Below are 19162 nucleotides of genomic sequence, written 5' to 3'. Positions count from 1 at the left end.
TAAGCATTTAGATACGTTAAGAAAGAAGATTTTTAAGCTAAGCTTAGTGATCTGATATAGGTAGAAGGTGTTTGATTCATATGCTTCTTAAAGGCTTTATTGAAAGTTACTTTATTATTATAACCCACTTCATATGCTACTTCTATAATATTTAGATTTTGTTTTTTGTCTTCATCGAAAATATCAACAGCCTCTAGTATTCTGTATTGGTTGATTAGGTCGTAAAAACTCATATCAAAGTGTTCATTAATAACCTGTGATGCATTATGCCGAGTAGTTTCCAACATCTCGGAAAGTGATTCTAAGCTAATACTATTGTCTTTGTATACTTTTTGATGAGTTAATAACTCAACCAATTTATCTTTCAATTCATTTGAAAGACTTTCTGTAAGATTAGATTTTTCGTATTTAATTGGTAGTTTATTTATTCCAACAACATTAATATTAGCATTCATAATAATTTCTGGTCTTAATCCAGACATTAGTGCCATATAAAAAATCATGGCAATCATAAACACAGATTTTAAATACGTAAAAGGCATGTAATCTACTAATCTAACAACTACAGCACCATGTAGCAAGTACGCAAAAGCATAACAAACAAAGATTATCATAATACTTCGTTCCCATAAGGCCCTGCTTTTTATTTCCGAATTACGGTCTCTAACATTTTTCTTTTTATTTCTGTAAACAAAATATATTCCAATGGCATAAAGACTTAATGAGAGTGATTTAATTACAACTAATGCTTTTCTACCTAGATTAACAGATTCAGTATTATCCATTAATAAGTTGAATTTTTCTGTAGCACTTAAGCTATAGTAAGGCATTAACCAAAATATTAGTAATACTGTAGGTATTAAGTGTACTGAATCTTTTATAGATATTTTATAATTTTCCACTACCCTTTTAAAATAAAAATAAAGCAGAGGTCCATATAAGAAGGAAAATGGTGTAGATATGTAAAATGAATGTGGGAACATTAGGTTGTAATTAGATGCAAACAAACTAACGTGCAACATAAAAAAAGAATGAAATAAAATAAAAGAACCAATTAACCATACTGAAGTTTTATCTAAATTTCGTTTAGCAAAAAGTATGATTACTATAAAAGTTAATGCGTGTATTACTGCTAAAAAATTAAAATTAGGCTTGTAAGCTTTATTTAATTGGCTGTAAGATTCTGTATCCTTGATATCCGAAAACACATGGTCGTTAATTATAGATAAATCTTGGGTATCCTTAATGTATTTTTTTAAGTGCTTAGAAGCTTTATCTGCATTATTGTTTTCAGAATATAATATTGCTAAAGTCTTAGTAACTGCGATAGAGTCGTTAGTGTTATTCGACAGAAGCGTTTCATTTATTTTGATTAAATCTGTACGCTCTATTGAATCCTTTTCTTTTTGGATTTGAAGTATACTATCGAGACCTTTATTAGAAAGTGATTCTACATTGATTTTAGAATCTGTATTAACATACGAGATGGCATAACTCTTATAAGAAAACAAGAGCAAGGCAAGCAATAGAAATATATGCCTTAGAAAAACCATTTTTTAGAATTTAGTTGATTATAACTTCGTAGTTACTTTTAAAGTTATAGTTATCAGTCGTAATAAGTTCTTAAAAATTTCTTAAATAGGTAAAAAAAGTGTAAAATCCGATAAAAGTTTACCTTTCCTAAGACATGAAAAATTAATAAAAAAATGTAAAATACTAACTATCGCGCTAATTGACAGTCTTCACAATCTTTAACCTCTCCGTAGTAAGTTTCGCGGTATTTATGAAGGGTTTTGTAAGGAATACTTAAGAATTGTTTTTTTATGTAAGTGACTTTTGTGGACAGTACACCCATTTTTTTAGAGAATCTTCCTTCTTGTTTTGTTTCTCTTTTTATGCTTATCAATTTCATTATAATCCAATTATCATTAGACACAAAACAACAAAGACTAAAAGGCAATCCCAAGAAATTAATGTTAAATCCTAGTTAAGCTTATTTTAGATTATCATATTGAAAACCAAGTATTAAAATCATTAATACATTCTTAACTAATATTATACAACATTAAAAAATCAATAATTAAAAAATAAAGTGCGTTTGACTAGTTTTTGTAAATAACCCCTTCTTTCATTACAAATACAACATTTTCCATTGTAGAAATATTTTTTGTAGGATCATCATTTACAGCAATAATATCTGCTAAAAACCCTGCTTTTATTTGACCAAGCTGTTCTTCCATTTTAAGAATCATTGCATTGGTAATTGTGCCACTTTGAATGGTTTCGATAGGTGGCATTCCTGCTTCTACCATATAACCAAATTCCTTTCCGTTTTCTCCATGGTAAAAAACTGCAGCATCTGTTCCAAAAGCAATACCAACACCAGCTTTATAAGCTCGGCCAAACATATCTTGAATTTTTGGACCAATATTTAGTGCTTTGGGTACAACAACTTCTGGATAATAGCCTGATATTTTAGCTTTATCAGATACAAATTTACCTGCTGTAATGGTCGGAACTAAGTAAACATCATGCTTTTTCATAAGCTCCATGGTTTCAGAGCTCATAAGAGTACCGTGCTCTATAGTTTTTACACCACCCAAAATGGCACGTTGCATACCTTCATCACCATGAGCATGGGCTGCCACATGAAATCCGTAATCTTTAGCTGTTTCACAGATGGCTTTTATTTCTTCAACTGTAAATTGTGGATTCTGACCGCTTTTTGCAACACTTAGCACACCTCCTGTTGCTGTTATTTTTATAAGGTCTGCACCGTTTTTATAACGTTGCCTTACTGCTTTTTTGGCATCGTCAACACCATTGACTACCCCTTCTTTAGGGCCAGGATTACCCATTAAATCTCTACTTGCGCCATTTGTTGGATCTGCATGACCACCAGTGGTAGCCAGAGCTTTTTCTGCTGTAAAAATTCTCGGTCCTTTTACTTTTCCTGTGTTTATTGCATTTCTTAAAGACACATTAACACCTGTACCTCCTAAATCTCTCACAGTTGTAAAGCCATTCATTAGAGTAACTTCTGCATACTGTACAGAATTAAAAGCAACATCTGCATCATTTAATGTGTAACCTTCAAGATATGATTTAGGGTTGGTTTCACTTTCAATATGTACATGCATATCTATAAGGCCTGGCATCACCGTTTTAGATTTTAAATCTACAACAGTATCTTCAGTGTTTTCTAGATTTAGATAACCCTTATTAACCGAAACAATTTTATTCCCTGAAACTATAATTGTTTGCTCAGTAAGTACTTTACCAGACTCAGTATCTATTAATTTTCCACAATGCAGATAAGTGTTTTGCGCTGTTAAAACAGTTGCAAATACAAATGTTAAAATACTGAGTAGCGTTTTCATAGTTGTTGGTTTTAGGTATTTCTTATTTTCTGTTCCCACTTCCAAGCTGAAGCCATAGCATCATCTAAAGTGAGTTCTGTTTTCCAACCTAAAACATCATTAGCCTTTGTTGTGTCTGCATAAGCCGCTGTAATATCTCCTTCTCTTCTACCAACAATTTGATATTTTAAGCTTTTACCTGAAACCCTATCAAAAGACTGAATCGCTTCTAAGACGGAACTTCCTTTTCCAGTTCCTAGATTAAAGACTTCGTAATTTGAAAGATTTTTTTCTTCCAGCAAACGTTGTAAAGCTACAACATGGGCTTTTGCTAAATCTACGACGTGAATATAGTCTCTAATACACGTACCATCTGGTGTTTCATAATCGCCACCAAAAACTGATAATTGCTCGCGCATACCAATACCTGTTTGCGTTATATATGGCACTAAATTTTGTGGCACACCAATTGGTAATTCTCCAATCTCTGCAGATGGATGCGCACCTATGGGATTAAAATATCTTAAAGCTATACTATTTAGTTTATCATTTATTTTACACGTATCTCTGATGATTTCTTCGCCAATTTGTTTTGTATTACCATAAGGAGATTCTGCAGGTTTTATTGGCGCATTTTCAGTAATAGGTAGTTCATCCGCCTGACCGTAAACAGTACATGATGAACTAAAAATAAAGTTTTGCTTATCTAATTTTGAAACTTCTTGCAACATATAAACAAGTGTCCCAATATTATTTTCGTAATACATTAAGGGCTCTTTTACACTCTCACCAACTGCTTTGCTAGCCGCGAAATGAATAACACCAACGATATCTTTATGTTTTTCAAAAAATTGTACAACGTCAATCTTTTCTTTAAGATCTATTTTCTCAAAATGCGGTTTTATACCTGTTATGGCAGTAATACCGTCTAAAACATCTATAGAAGAATTGCTTAAATTATCTATAATTATAACCTCAAAACCTTTATTTTGAAGTTCAACAACTGTATGAGAACCTATAAAACCTAAGCCACCTGTTACTAATACTTTCATCCTTTAGTTTTCGTTTATAAAATTAAGAACAGTTGCTGTGATAAACTCAATTTGCTCGTCATCCAATTCCGTATGCATTGGTAATGAAATCACTGATTTAACAAGCTGATTTGTCACTTCAAAATCGTCTTCTTTGTAACGTTCATCTTTGTAAGCTTTCTGGAGGTGAAGCGGAATTGGATAATACACTCCACAAGGTATATTATGCTCTTGTAAATGTGCAACTAAAGCATCTCTATCTACATCTTTTAGATTTAATGTATATTGATGAAACACATGACAATCGCAAGTATCACAAATACCATCGCAAGTTGTTCTACCTGATGGTGTTGTGATTTTAGGATGATCTTTAAATGCTTCAGTGTACTTTCTTGCCGCATTTCGTCTTGCTTCGTTATAACTATCTAAGTGTGGTAATTTTGCATCTAAAACTGCTGCTTGTATAGAATCTAATCTAGAATTTACACCAACCACATCATGATGATAACGCTTGTACATACCATGGTTTACAATACCTCTTATAGTGTGAGCTAAATCATCATCATTAGTAAAAATAGCACCACCATCTCCATAGCAACCTAAATTTTTAGACGGAAAGAAAGACGTTGACGCAACATGACCAATAGCTCCCGTTTTGGTTTTTGAACCATCTTTATGTGTATAGTTGGCACCAATTCCTTGTGCATTATCTTCAATAACATACAGATTATGCTTTTCTGCCAAAGCCATAATAGCATCCATATCTGCGGCTAAACCAAACAAATGTACAGGCACAATAGCTTTGGTTTTTGGTGTAATTGCCTTCTCTATTGCATTTACGTCAATATTAAAAGTTACAGGATCTACATCTACCAAAACAGGTGTTAACTGCAACAATGCAATAACCTCAACTGTTGCTGCAAATGTAAAATCTGCTGTAATTACTTCATCACCTGGTTTAAGACCTAAACCCATCATGGCAATCTGTAATGCATCTGTACCGTTGGCACATGGAATAACATGTTTTACACCAAGATAGTTTTCTAAGTTCTCTTGAAATTGATGAACCTTTGGTCCATTTATGAATGCTGCACTTTCTAAAATTTCTTGAATTGAAGGGTCTACAACGTTTTTTATTTTTGCATATTGACTCTGAAGGTCAACCATTTGTATTTTTCTCATTCCGTGAAGGATTATAATAAATTCTGAAATGCATTTTTAATAATGCTATAGGCGAAAATACAAAATTGTAACCGCTAAGCCAATGCAATTAATTGAAAGAAATGTATTTTAGCACAAATCTAAATTATTGAGACTACTCTATACAACAGTAATTCATTTTGCAGGTTTAGTCATAAAACTTCTTGCCCTATTTAACTCTAAACTAAAGCAAGGTGTAGATGGCAGAAAAGAAACTTTTAAAAACTTAAAATCTTCTATAACCGATAATGATAAAACATTTTGGTTTCACTGTGCTTCTCTTGGTGAATACGAACAAGGTCTGCCTGTTTTTGAACAATTAGTAAAAAAACATCCAGACTTTAAGGTGGTGCTTTCATTTTTTTCACCTTCTGGCTATGAAGTAAGAAAGAACTCAAAAATTGCTGATATTGTTGTTTACTTGCCTTTAGACACTAAAAAAAATGCCAAACGTTTTTTAGATATTGTAAAACCTAATTATACAATTTTTGTAAAATATGAGATTTGGCCAAACTTTTTACTAGAACTAAAAAAGAGAAATCATAGAGCTATTCTTATTTCGGCAATCTTTAGAAAAAACCAAGCTTTCTTTAAATGGTATGGTAATTTTATGACCTCTGCTCTATTTGCTTTTAACCATATTTTTACTCAGAATGAGGATTCAAAAATCCTTCTAGAACGTATTAACTACAAAAACGTTTCAGTATCTGGAGATACAAGATTTGATCGTGTTAGTAATCAATTAAAAATTGACAACTCCGTAGACTTTATTGAAAAATTTAAGCAAGATAACTTATGTATTGTTTTTGGTAGCACTTGGCCTGAAGATGACAAGCTTTACATGGACTATATTAATCAACTAGATTTTAACGACATTAAAGTTGTAATCGCTCCACACAATATAAAATCTGGATATATCGAATCCCTTAAATCTCAAATAAAGAGCAAATCGATTTGTTTTTCTGAATTATCTAACGAAAAAAAACTATTAAGTTATAATGTTTTCATTTTAGACACCATTGGTTATCTAAGTAGAGTTTATAGTTATGCAGACATTGTATATGTTGGTGGTGCAGCCGGCACAACTGGCTTACACAATATTTTAGAACCTGCGGTATTTGGCTCACCAATTATAATCGGTAAAAACTACAATAAATTCCCTGAGGCTATAGCACTTATTGAACTTGATGGCGTTACTTCTGTCTCAAACTCAACTGAATTTAAATCTACATTAGATGCTTTAATCTCTAATTCATCACTAAGAGAGAAGCAAGGACAGGTTAATAAAAAGTATGTTAAAAAAAATACAGGAGCAGTCATCCAAATACTCGATTACATACGTATATCATAAGGTCGCACAATTAATAAATGTTGAAATTTTGTTAAAGTTTCGCATATTTTGTTAAATTAGTGCATTAACAACAATTAACACTAAAACTATTAAAATGAAAAAAGTTGTATTAAGTTTAGCCTTGGTTGCATTTTTAGGCTTATCATTAAACTCTTGTAGAGAAACTAAAGAAAAGACAGAAGATGCGGTTGAAAACGCTGCTGATAAAGCAGATGAAGCTATGGAAGATGCTAAAGACGCTGCAAATGATGCGGTTGATAGCATTAAAGATGCTGCTGACGATGCTGCTGATGCTGCAAGTGACGCAATGGATGACGCTAAGGACGCTGCAAATGATGCTGTAGATAGCGTTAAAGATGGTGCTGAAGAAATGGCTAAAGATGCTGAAGATGCTGCAAATGACGCAGTAGATAAAGTGAAGGAAGCTGGTAAAGATGCAGCTGACAAAATGAAAGGAAACTAGGAAAATCCTTATAAAAAATAAAAAAGGTCTGATACATATTTCAGGCCTTTTTTATTTTGTAATTATTTAGTTGACTCACCGAGTTTAAGTTCACTTGGCACCACTATAGTCTTCAATTTGTGACTGTCTGATTTTAAATTATCAATTAGTAATTTTACAGACATCTCACCTATCTCATAAGCTTTTTGATGTATTATTGAAATCTTTGGACTAGACAATAACTGTGTATGTTCGTAACCAAAACCAATAACAGATAAATCTTCAGGAACTGTCTTACCTGTTTTCTTAGCCATATTAATTGCTATAATCCCTGTAATATGGTCAATCGACACGATAGCATCTATCTCAGGAGTATCGTGAAGACATTTATGTATGTACTCTTCAACATCATCAACCTTACTTAGTTTTAAGATTTTAGATTTTAGATTGGCTTCCTCAATTGCTTTCTGATACCCTTTTATTCTTAACTTTCCTACGCTAAGTTCTTCAATATTACTAACCAATAAAATATGTTTTCTTTTTTCTTCATGGATTAAATACTGAGTCGCTTCATATACAGACTGAAAATCATCTACCACCACTTTATCACATGATATTTCATTAACAACCCTATCGAACATCAAAACTGGTATTTTATTCTGAATAGCTCTAGATATATGCTGTGTTTGCTCTTCAACTTGACTTTCTCTAGCAACTGCAATAATAAACCCATCCACACTGCCATTAGATAATAATTCTAAACTACGCTCCTCTTTTGATAATGATTCATCAGACAAACACACAATAATGTCATACTTGTTTTTTGTTGCGTTTGTCTCTATACCATGTAACACTTCAGCAAAAAAAGGGTTTGTAACCGTTGGTAAAATTACGCCTATAGTTTTTGTTTTATTACTCTTTAATTGTTGAGCTATGCGATTAGGTTTATAATTGAGCTTATCGGCCAACTCATTAACACGCCTTTTAGTATTCTCACTAATCTCATGGCTATCATTAAGTGCTTTTGAAACTGTGGATACTGAGATATTTAAGAGTTTTGCTAATTCTTTTAGTGTAGTCATAGATTATCTTTTAGTTAAATAAAAAAGAGCGTATTGTAAAAATACGCTCTTTCTTCTTTCTATTAATTAGAATCGTAATTAATTTTTGATCAACTTGACTGTATTAGAACCATCATCCGTTGTAATGGTTGCAAAGTAAACCCCTTTATTAAGGTTTGTTGCATCAATAGAACTAACAGCTTCGTTTGGATTTACGGTTAAAACTTCTTTTCCTAAGATATCATGTATGTGAACTTCAGTAACAACACTATTTGAAACCAAAGTCCAGTTATCATTTGTAGGGTTTGGATATATTTTAAATTCAATATTTGCGAATTCCTCATTTCCTAAAGTATTTGTAGTACTAAAGAAGATATTATCTATAAATACTGTTCCATTTCCAGTTACCAATGTTTGGATAAGGTCTGTACCATCCCAAGTTCCGCTAACTAATGCAGGGAAATTGGCGTAGTGTGATAAAGGAATGAATACGCTTACCCATTGTCCTGTTTGTAAAGGCTCATCAACTCCAAATCTGTAGAATGGTTCTTCTGGGTTACCACAACAAATCGTAGCACTTAAAGACTGATCTACCAATGAGAAATTCCAAGCCGTCGATGAAGTTGCATAATAATTTAAATGAACAAAGCTGTACGTTCCGGTTGCATTAAAAGCTTCTCCAAAACCGCTTCCAAAGAAATCAATATTATCAGCTCTAATTACAGTATCGCCATTTAAGTCTGGTTGTGATATTGTTACACTACCAGCAAAGTCTACTAAATTAAAATTGGTGAAATCAGATGAATTTGGGTTTCCGCTTAATTCACTGTAAATATAAAAATCTATTCCAGATGAACCATTGTTGTTTGGGCCATCAGTTGGATCTGGGGCTGGACAAGCAGGACAATCGGGACCACCACAGTCTACACCTGTTTCCATTCCATTTTGGATGCCATCAGTACATGACGGAGGGCAAGCAGGACAATCAGGGCCACCACAATCAACACCAGTCTCCTGACCATTTTGAATACCGTCTGTACATGTAGGTGCTGGTGCTCCAACCTGGACAATGTCATCAATGTACCATATACCACCGTTACCTGTACCAACTGTAGAACATCCGGCTCCTTCACATGAAGGATCATAATTTGGCTGGATTACCAACACTGGATACTGCTCCATACCTGTTAAACCTGGTTGTGTAGAAAAGTCAAAAGTCACTTCAACCCATGTCATAGCAGTATTAATTACGATATCTCTGTTGTAAGTAGGCTCAGAATTTAACCCGTTTTGTATTTGAAATCTAATACTCTGACCTGCAATTGGTGCCCATACTTTCATTGTAAATGCAGTACCATTTGCTAAGTTAATTAATGGCAAACCTGGTGTCTCAAAACCAAAACCAGCAAACCAATCTGCACTGTCTGGTTTGTTAACTTCTAATACTCGTGTAGAGGTATTTATTCCGGATTGGTCGGGATTTACAACATTACCAAATCCTAGATTACCAAATTGGAATTGTGGTACGGTTGTACCATCTTCAAAATCTACAGGTAACGATTGACCAAAAGTCAATGCACTACTCAATAGAAATACTAGTAAAGTAATTTTTTTCATAATCGTTATTTATTTTAATTATTTATTGGTTTATAGTAATTTTCAACAATTTAAATTGCCAATTCTTTAAAATTATTGTTTTAAAATTGAATATTTGTAAATCTTACCTTTACAAAAATCATACAACGAAAACGATTTAGTAAACAAATACTTACACGCCTGAAATCACCGTAATTATTGGGCTTACATATTACTCAAGCCATTTCTGCTCAATGATATTTTTCTAATTGTAGTGGTAATGTTGTGTATACTTTTACCAATAATCAAAGTTTACAAAACAAAATTTAGTACTTGAGTTTTTCATTTTTGTCCCAAATACCCCAAAAAGCACCAACATCACCTTCACCTCCAACTTTCCAAGATTCATCAAAGGATGAGAAATAAAATATTTCAATTCCTTCTTCTTTAGACCATTTTTGTGTGTTGATGAAATACTTAATTGCATTTTCTTCAGATGGAAATGCACCTTGTAGATTTGTACCTTCACTAGGCCATCCTGTCTCTGTTATTATAACTTTTTTACCGTTTCCTGCTCTCAGCGCTTTTTGGTACATATCTTTCATGTACAGTAAAGAGTAATCTAAATCACACCCTTCCCAAAACGGATAGCAATTTGCAAGAATAATATCACATGCATCTGTGATAGCTGGTCTTTCTTGAAACTCGTAATAGGCATCTACATAACCTATAGGAATTTCTGTGTCCTTTAAAGCATTCTTAACATGGTAAATTTTGTTCAACAATTCTTCTTCTGTTAAATCTCCTCTATACATTACCTCGTTACCAACTGCTGCAATATCAACAACTCTTTCTCTGCATAACTTTATTAATCTCTCTATTTCGTTTTTGTTTATCTCAGCATCATCACTAAGCCATGCGCCAACCAGAGTCTTCATTCCCATTTCTTTTGCTATTTTAGGGATAAGCTCATTACCTTCTGTACATGAGAACGATCGTATCCACTTAGTGTATGGTTTCATTATTTCTAGGCGGCGACGTATTTGGCTTTCCGTTAGTTGATCTCCAGGCTCCTGACCTTCTTCATAAGGACTAGAACACAAACCATGCATACCAGATTTTAGGGTTTTTCGAAACAATTTTCTTAAGTCTTCAATTGACATTCCTTCATAATCAATAGATGCCAACGCTAAAAATTTCTCTTTTCTTAAAGACATGTTCTTCTTTCTTATAAGTTTTATAATTCGCCTCTACGCTCAACAAGCTCAGCTTTAATTTCTCTTGCTCGCTCTTCTGTTAAACTATACTTCCACATAACAACAATTGCAAGTGCAGCTGTGACTGAAGGCACAATGATATCTGCTATCCTAAGGTTATTCATAGTCTCAATAGACTGTTCTGTAGCATTAGGATCAAAACCTACGATGCTCAGTATAACTCCACCCAAAACTAGGGCAATGGATTGTCCTATCTTAACCATCAACCAATATATAGCACCAAACGTTCCTTCTTTTCTTGGCATTCCGTTTTCTAATTCATCGAGATCACAAACATCTGCCGTCATACTCATCATTAATGTAAATAAACCTCCCATACCAAATGCAAATAATGGAATTGGGACAAAAATTAACCAAGGAATTTCACTTCCTGGTTCTATACTAAACCATGACATACCAATATTTTCTAATACAGGATTTAATGATTCAAATACTGATCCAATGCCAGAATTTAGACTTTTACCCAAACTTGTTTGCCCAAACTGACTATTCAAATCCTTGTCAAATCCCCACCATTTTAAGATGTAACCAATGATTGAGAGTACTGTAGAAATAATAAACGCATTTTTCTTTCCCCATTTATTAGCCATTCTTGAAATAATAGGAATAACTATAAATGCTGTTATCATAGCATTTATAGTATTGAACCAAGCTGGCCAAGTACCTGCCAATTCATAACTTCCATTATATATGTAAAACACTATAATGAACACACCAAATGCAGCAACTAATTGAAACCCATTAAACACCAAAAAAGTTGCACCACATAGTTTCATAAATGGCTTGTTTTTTGAAACTTGCACAATCCCAGCAATGAGCTCTTTCATATTAGTTGCTAAAGTTTTGAAATTGATTTCTTTTCGGTTTTCCATGTGAGAAGAATCTATTCCTTTACAAAATAATGCTGGTAAAATTCCAAATACAGCACACATTATACCTACAATAAGAGCCATTGTTCGGACCCCTTCTGTTTGGGTATTAAAAGTATCTGTATCTGGTATTATTACGTATAACCAAGGAACAATCATCCATGCAATTTGACCCATTGTATTAGAAAATGCCATTAACCTTGTACGCTCGTTATAGTCTGATGTCATTTCATAACCTAAACCCACAAGTGGCGTTGCAAACATTGTATTTCCTATAAGAAATAACAATTGCAATACCATAACATGCCAAATAATATAACTCTGTGATGCATTATCATCTAATTGCCACATTAAAAAGAATAAAATTCCACTGATGATAGCTCCAATAAAAATGTATGGTCTTCGTCTTCCCCATCTAGATTTTGTATTGTCTGATATAAAGCCCATTATTGGATCAGTAATGGAATCGAAAATTCTTGGCAAACCTCCCAAAAGCCCTGCCCATAACGGGTCAACTCCCCAAGCTGTGAGTAAGAAGAATTGAATAAAAACCCCTAAAGTTCCTGGCAGTATATTTAATATGAAATGACCAGCACCAAAAGCTGCTTTTTGTCCTAATGGTACTTTATTTCTAGATGCTGTTTTAACTTCTGCCATAATCTTATGCGTTTGTTAATTATTCTACATTACTATAGTTTGAATAGCCTGTCCGTTTATACTTATGGTAGTTCTTTTGCCATTGAGCCATAATTGAAATTTCCTAGCTTCCTTCCCTTCATTAAATACTACAAGAACTGTAGAGCCATCAGGATTTTCTACTGCTGTGGCCATAATGTCATTATCCGTTTTATCTATACCTAAAACCTTAGCTTCTGGCCTTATGTATTTACTAAAATGAGTCATTATGTAGTACAATGGCGTAAAGTATACCTCATCATTTACCTCATCTACAATTACTGGAGCAATACACCAGTTTTTAAACCAATTTGGGCCACCTTGCTTGTTTAGAACCATATTCCAATCTACCCAACCATCTACCCAATTGTTAAGGCAACCTATAATATCTCTTGCATAGCGATTGGCTGGTGCATATTTAGGGTGTAAATACTTATCTTTTTCAGGTGCCCATTTCCAGCCCCAATCTGTCGCTTCTTTTTTCCAATACCAAGCATCGTCTTTCCAAACAGGCACTTCATCATCTATACAACCTTCGGTTTCTATAAGATATTTATCTGGTGCTTTATTGTGGGCATATTGAAGATCTTCTGGAAATACCTCATAAGTGCTTTCATACCAATGTATTGCTGTACCATCGTAATATTTTGAAGACTCTTCGGTTGCATACATTACATCTACCCATTCTTTTATTCCTGCTCTATTCTGATCGTAACCTAAAATGATTTTATCACCATAGCCATCAGCTTCCAATTTTGGTCCCAAATGATGCTGAACAAAATCAGTCATTTCTTCTGGTGTAAAGTGCATACTTTCCCAATTGTTCCCGTTGCCGTGAGGCTCATTTTCTACAGTAAAACCCCAAAGCTCTATACCTTGGTCTTTATAGGCTTCTATATATTTTGAAAAGAACAATGCCCAACTTGGGTAATACTCTGGCAATAACTTACCACCTACCCATTCTTTATTGTCTTTCATCCATGGTGGTGCTGTCCATGGTGAAGCAAACAATTTAAACCCATCTTTTGAAATCGCTTGAGCATCTTTAATCATTGGAATTAAGTCAGCCATATCTTCTTTTACAGAGAAGTCTTTTAATTCTTTATCTTCTGTTGGTGTGTAAGAATAATGATCTAGCGAAAAATCACAAGAGTTCATATGTGTTCTACACAATGAATAGTTTGCACCTTCTTCACTGAAATAAGCTTTTAAAATAAGATCTCTATTTTTTTTACTTAATTTATTGAGCAAATAGGCTGACGATTCTGTAAACGCTCCACCAAAACCTGTAATAGTTTGAAATTTTTGGTTTGGCAGAATTCTTATTACTGGTAAGGCATCAACTTCCTCATCTACAGCCAAAGGCTCAACTTTAGTTAATTGGTTTCCACTTGCCGAAGTTTCGAAAATCTCAACTTTTAACTCTTCTGGTTGGGTATTACAACTCATAGCTACTATTAAAAGACAATAAACACTAATTCTTAACGCTTTCATTGTTACCTATTTGCCATTATTTCTTCTTCAGATGGCGGCACTAAAACATCTTTAAAAAGTGCTTTCTTATCGCCATTGTAAGTCTTAGTTATGGTATTACCATTCCTTGTTAATCCATCAAAAATTCCCTTGTCAACTAAATCCCAAATTGGATATTTGGCTTTTCCGTCTATTGTAAATAATCCAAAATGATTTTCTGATCCATTTGGGTTGTGGGCATCTTTCCATTGCTCATTAAAAGCTTCAAAATAAAAACAAGATATACCAGCGCTTTTGGTCCATCTTCGCATTAATTTATAATACAAACCTTGTTTATATTCGTCTGTTGCTTTTGAACCATTAGGACCATAATGTCCTGTAGATGTTGTAGCCCAACCTGTCTCACCTATATGAATTGGTTTATTTACACCTAAGCTTTTCATGTAGTTGGTAACACTGTCGTATTGCTTTTGAGCAAATTTTAAAGCACGCTCCATAGCCATTTCTATTTTAGTTGTATCTGGCATATTAGTATGTGCTTCTGGTACTCCCCAAAACTCTGGGTTATAGTGGGTATTGTGATAAGGATAGGTATGCATAGAGATAAAATCTACTGTCTTTATCAATTCATTTAAATCCTCTACATGATATTTATCTTCACCGCCTCCCCAAGATGCAAAATCATCTGAGCTTGTTATCCAAAGGTCTTTAGGTAATTTTTCTTGTTTTTTTAGATCCTGAAGATGTTTTACCCATTTTAAGATCACTTCTGGCTGAACGTAATAAGATGTTGCCCATTTTACCATAGCCTCATTGCCAACAGCTATTATTTTCACAATGTCTGGATATTGATTTGCCAGTGCCACAGCTCTTTTAATTTCACCAGCATTATTTGGACTTTCTATATTATGATTTGGCTCTTTACCTGTCCATGCGTTTAAACAGTCGATCCAAGCACCAAGCATAACGTACATCTCAAAATTTTCATCTTCAGTTTTTAATTCTGAAATAGCCTTTAAAACATTTGATGCATGAGGTAATTTTGGCTGAACATTATATGTTCTGAGCAACTTAACACCCATTGCAGATAGAATTTTTAAATCTTCTTTTAATTCTGCAATTGTAGGTTGGCTATCTCTGGTCTTTTCTCTGTAGCCTCCATAAGAAATAGCCAAATACTCTGGATTTCCTAATATATCTTTTGCTGTCACTTCTTTTTTAATTTGAGTTAAAGACTCTTCTTTCTTTTCATTTTTACAAGACATCATGAATATTATAGATAAAACACATACTATTATTTTTCTTTTTTTCATGATTGTTCCTTTTTATTTTAGATGATCTTCTTTTATCTGAACCGTTATAGACACTATATCACCTGAACGGTTGAACACTTTCTCACTCGTTTCCTTATCCAGTTCCATTTGGTCGAAGATTTGCTGTGAACCATCCTTAAATGATATAGTGGTTTTGTATTCTTTTGAAATACTGTAAACCACTGGCACTTGGCAATAGGTAAATACCAACTGGTTGGCATCAACTTTTAATGTAGATTCTTCACCATCTACATTGATATAATTGAATACTTGCGCTTCATTTAAAAATTCATCTTTCCTAAGCATACAAGGATTAAAAACAAGTAATCCGTCATTCATAAAAACACCTAGTTCTCCAAATCGACTGAGAATATCTTCTTTCACTTGTCCTGTCATTCCTGGTTGTTGGGCACCTTTACCTGCTGGTGTATGCGAATAAGGATCGGTTGGGAAAGCACCATATAATTCTGGTGATTTATGTACTCCAATACCTTCATTAATTTCGTAGTAATGCTCTAGTAGTCGACCTATCACTTCTGGTGATTCATTTTCTGCAATAGCTTTTTGACAAACTTCCATTACTGCTAATTGCAATTTTGAAACCATATGCCAATAAATAGAACCTAGCCCTTCATAACCATAAAACGTACCTGAACGACCTGTAAATGCTTTATGATTAAAAACATCTTCAAAAATTTGAAGGACCTTATGCTTTTCTGATTTAGCTAATTCTAGATGAGCAGGCTCACTAAGATTTTCTAAAGCCTGTTCTAGATCATTTGCATTTTTGAAATTCCCGTTAAAATGGTAATCACCATTACTATCTTTTTTAAGAATTTGCGTATTACCTTCAGACACTAATGTTTGTAAGAGTTTAGAACTATGCACTGAATTAGAAGGAATCGTATTTCTATCCATGAAACCCTTGAGGTTTTTATAAGGATATAGTATATAGCTATACTGATTTTCTCTAAACAGCTTACTCTGCTTAAGACCATCTAAAACGGCTAGATTCTCTTGAGAACTCAAATATCCAGAACTTAATACAGCAACCTGCCCTTCTAACATTTCATCTAAATAAGATATGGATACAGAAGTAGCATCCTTAACTGTCATTAAGTTATATGCATTGTATAGGTTATCCTCTCTTTTGTTAGCTCTTATGGAATGTTCAAGGTGTTTAATCGCAGACTTAGTAAAATCTAAAATATCACTTAAACTTACTTTTAGTTTATCACCAGAGAAAGCGTTATTGTAGATATGTTCCCTGAAATTACTACCTGCTATACCTAATGAGTCTAATAATAGTTTTCTTGTAGCATCGTCAATCTCATTATTTAAAATGGACTCGTTTTGTTTAAATGTAGATTTTACAGCGTTGAAAAAATCAGAAATCTCTGAAGAAACTTCAATTTCATCTACAGAAGCATTTTGAAAAACACATTCAAAAAACTTTAAAAATCGTCTGAGATAATAAAGTGTAACCATAGAAACACCATTGCCAACTAATGCATTATTGGCGTCGTTCCATTCTGGTCTTTGTGTATTCATCCATATACCTCCTTCTGGTATAAAGTTGGAAAGTTTAGCTAAAGTTGTTGCTAAAATCTTTTCTATAAAATTAGCTCTAACAACTTTTCCGTTAGAGTATTGTAACAAAGCTCCATCTGCACCAATCTTGTCTCTTTTTAATCGTATTTCTTTATCAGAATCTTCATCAAACTCTATAGTATCCTTTGGATTATTTAAAATATCTTGATGCACTTTAATCCTGTAAGGTACATTAGCATAGACAAAAATATCTTGAGAGAAGAAACTCTCTAATTTCCCTGGATTATAGTCTTCTATAAACTCAAGAAACTTCAATAAATATATGATTTGATGATCTCCCCAATACCCTATGTAAGACCATGGGTCATCTGGCTCAATGGTTTCCCAATCAAAGCCACCCTTGGTTACTCGATAAGGGTTATACCCATCAAACGTGGTGGCATTTAAGAACTTAAAAATCATATTCTCTATAAACTCTGGATAAGAAAAAGCGAGGGCTTCCCAGTTTTGAAAAATATCTCTCCAGTTACCTTCATAGTCTAAGATTTTAGAACCATCTACTTCGCTTCGTGTATTTATAGAGAACTTGTTCCAAGGCCTACTTGGATCACCATGTCTTCTACTAAATTTTAGTGGTAAGTATTCTAAAGCTAGCCTCTTAAAATCCTTATCGTCATTCCAGTTTGCAAATTTTCTTAATGTTTGTAAAGCAAATGTTTCAGGCAAATCCTGTAGCAATTGTTCACAATTACGACAGACATCTTTGTTGGCATTCTTTAAATAGTTTTTAAAATCCCATTTTTCGATAGTGTAACCATCATCGAAAATACCACCACGCATTATATTGAAAAGTGTATTAGAAAAATGTCTGGTATCTCTAAAATTATCTGATGTTAATTGTAAACCGTCTGATGTTGCATTAAGCTCTATTAATTGTTTTGTACCTAGTTGAATATCCGCTTCAACCTTATTTAAAAGCTGGCTATCAGTTTTTATTTGATTTGAAATTGCAACAATATCTGACGCATCTTGATTAACATTAGCAACAATAACCCAATCGTTAGATGCTTTCGGGTTTAGCTGTATTGCTGTGTTAACAAAGTAAGCACCTTTTTCAGCCTTAACATCGGTTTCTTGTCTAAGCTTCCCGAATTTTCTAAATTCATCTAACTGTAAAGAAGAGAGTAAATACTTAGGGTTATCAATACCTAAAGACCAAGCAATATTAGCCTTAAGCGCTTCACTTGGCTCTGCTTTATCAACTATAATAGCACTTAATGCAAATATTCCAACTCCAGACTCTTCTACTAACTCAGTTCTCTTATATGCATCTACCAAGTTACTACTTGCATTCTGTAAAGCACTACTAACACCATAAGGCATTACATTTTGAATTCCGTCTACAAACGCTATACCAACAGATTGCTCAGCATTATTTGTTAAAGTTGATTTTTTTACAAAACCATAGATATTACTAGAACACCATTCGTACCTGTAAGTAAGATTTAAATCAAGATTTTCTTCTTCAAAAATTATGGCATTACCATAAATACTTTTGTATAAGTTTCTTCGTATAGTGTACTTATCTTGGAATCTGATAGAAAAAGGTTCCCATATAAATCTATCATCATTTTTAATGACTTGAAGAATTATTTTAGGCCCAGTAATTTCAGAAGACTCTGTTATTTTATCATCTGAGTAATAAGGGAATAATGCGTATTCAGAATTCTTTCTTCCGGCAGTTAAACCTCCATTACTTGATATAAACATCCAGTGGTTAGAGTCGCTAACGATACTCATAAAGAATGGACGCATCTTATCACTATTAGATATTTTAAAATAAGCCTTATCATTAATTGTAACAGGCTCTAATCTCACATCTCTATCTTGTGTAACTATATCTTTCAATGTCTTAGTAATTCGTAGTTATAAATTTTATAGATAAGGGTCAAAAAGGTCAAGATTGTAAAACTCCTGACCTTTAG

At 33.5% G+C, this 19162-nt stretch carries 14 protein-coding genes; 2 read left to right on the top strand and 12 right to left on the bottom strand.

From position 1 onward, the window contains the following. Positions 1–32 precede the first annotated feature (32 nt). The 5 genes from FC091_RS03815 to FC091_RS03795 form a co-directional block, all read right to left on the bottom strand. Positions 33–1553, bottom strand: a complete 1521-nt coding sequence (locus FC091_RS03815; protein WP_138432941.1) for a helix-turn-helix domain-containing protein — start codon at positions 1551–1553, stop codon at positions 33–35. A 167-nt stretch (positions 1554–1720) separates the two neighbouring features. Next, positions 1721–1912, bottom strand: a complete 192-nt coding sequence (locus tag FC091_RS03810) for a hypothetical protein (RefSeq protein WP_076620009.1) — start codon at positions 1910–1912, stop codon at positions 1721–1723. 190 nt (positions 1913–2102) lie between these two features. Continuing rightward, positions 2103–3380, bottom strand: coding sequence for a metal-dependent hydrolase family protein (locus FC091_RS03805; RefSeq protein WP_138432940.1), 1278 nt, complete (start codon positions 3378–3380; stop codon positions 2103–2105). 11 nt (positions 3381–3391) lie between these two features. Continuing rightward, on the bottom strand, positions 3392–4411 hold the full coding sequence (gene galE / locus FC091_RS03800) for a UDP-glucose 4-epimerase GalE (protein ID WP_138432939.1): 1020 nt from the start codon (positions 4409–4411) through the stop codon (positions 3392–3394). A gap of 3 nt (positions 4412–4414) precedes the next feature. After that, entirely contained in the window at positions 4415–5572 is a 1158-nt protein-coding gene (locus tag FC091_RS03795) for a DegT/DnrJ/EryC1/StrS family aminotransferase (RefSeq protein WP_138432938.1), read from the bottom strand. 127 nt (positions 5573–5699) lie between these two features. Here FC091_RS03795 and FC091_RS03790 point away from each other — a divergent pair, with 127 nt between their 5' ends. Together FC091_RS03790 and FC091_RS03785 are read left to right on the top strand one after the other, a co-directional pair. Continuing rightward, positions 5700–6941 (top strand): 3-deoxy-D-manno-octulosonic acid transferase, encoded by a 1242-nt coding sequence (locus tag FC091_RS03790; protein ID WP_138432937.1) that lies wholly within the window; start codon positions 5700–5702, stop codon positions 6939–6941. Positions 6942–7035: 94 nt separating this feature from the next. Further along, positions 7036–7404, top strand: coding sequence for a hypothetical protein (locus tag FC091_RS03785; RefSeq protein WP_138432936.1), 369 nt, complete (start codon positions 7036–7038; stop codon positions 7402–7404). A 62-nt stretch (positions 7405–7466) separates the two neighbouring features. Here the strand turns inward: FC091_RS03785 and FC091_RS03780 are convergent, their stop codons facing one another. From FC091_RS03780 to FC091_RS03750, 7 genes are all read right to left on the bottom strand, one after another. After that, positions 7467–8465, bottom strand: a complete 999-nt coding sequence (locus FC091_RS03780; RefSeq protein WP_138432935.1) for a LacI family DNA-binding transcriptional regulator — start codon at positions 8463–8465, stop codon at positions 7467–7469. A gap of 78 nt (positions 8466–8543) precedes the next feature. After that, positions 8544–10061 carry a T9SS type A sorting domain-containing protein gene (locus tag FC091_RS15175; RefSeq protein WP_171032448.1) on the bottom strand — a complete coding sequence of 506 codons (1518 nt, stop codon included), beginning with the start codon at positions 10059–10061 and terminating at the stop codon, positions 8544–8546. Positions 10062–10345: 284 nt separating this feature from the next. Then, the gene (locus tag FC091_RS03770) at positions 10346–11236 is read right to left on the bottom strand and encodes a glycoside hydrolase family 17 protein (protein ID WP_138432934.1); all 891 of its coding nucleotides are present in this window, start codon (positions 11234–11236) and stop codon (positions 10346–10348) included. A 20-nt stretch (positions 11237–11256) separates the two neighbouring features. Further along, entirely contained in the window at positions 11257–12822 is a 1566-nt protein-coding gene (locus FC091_RS03765) for an MFS transporter (protein ID WP_138432933.1), read from the bottom strand. Positions 12823–12846: 24 nt separating this feature from the next. Then, positions 12847–14289, bottom strand: a complete 1443-nt coding sequence (locus tag FC091_RS03760) for a glycoside hydrolase family 30 protein (RefSeq protein WP_246035789.1) — start codon at positions 14287–14289, stop codon at positions 12847–12849. Positions 14290–14336: 47 nt separating this feature from the next. After that, positions 14337–15626, bottom strand: a complete 1290-nt coding sequence (locus FC091_RS03755) for a glycosyl hydrolase family 17 protein (RefSeq protein ID WP_138432931.1) — start codon at positions 15624–15626, stop codon at positions 14337–14339. A gap of 12 nt (positions 15627–15638) precedes the next feature. After that, positions 15639–19085 (bottom strand): hypothetical protein, encoded by a 3447-nt coding sequence (locus tag FC091_RS03750; protein ID WP_138432930.1) that lies wholly within the window; start codon positions 19083–19085, stop codon positions 15639–15641. Positions 19086–19162 lie beyond the last annotated feature (77 nt).

The sequence above is a fragment of the Winogradskyella algicola genome, from assembly GCF_005869935.1.
Taxonomy (GTDB): domain Bacteria; phylum Bacteroidota; class Bacteroidia; order Flavobacteriales; family Flavobacteriaceae; genus Winogradskyella; species Winogradskyella algicola.
This window is presented reverse-complemented; position numbering and strand designations above follow the sequence as displayed.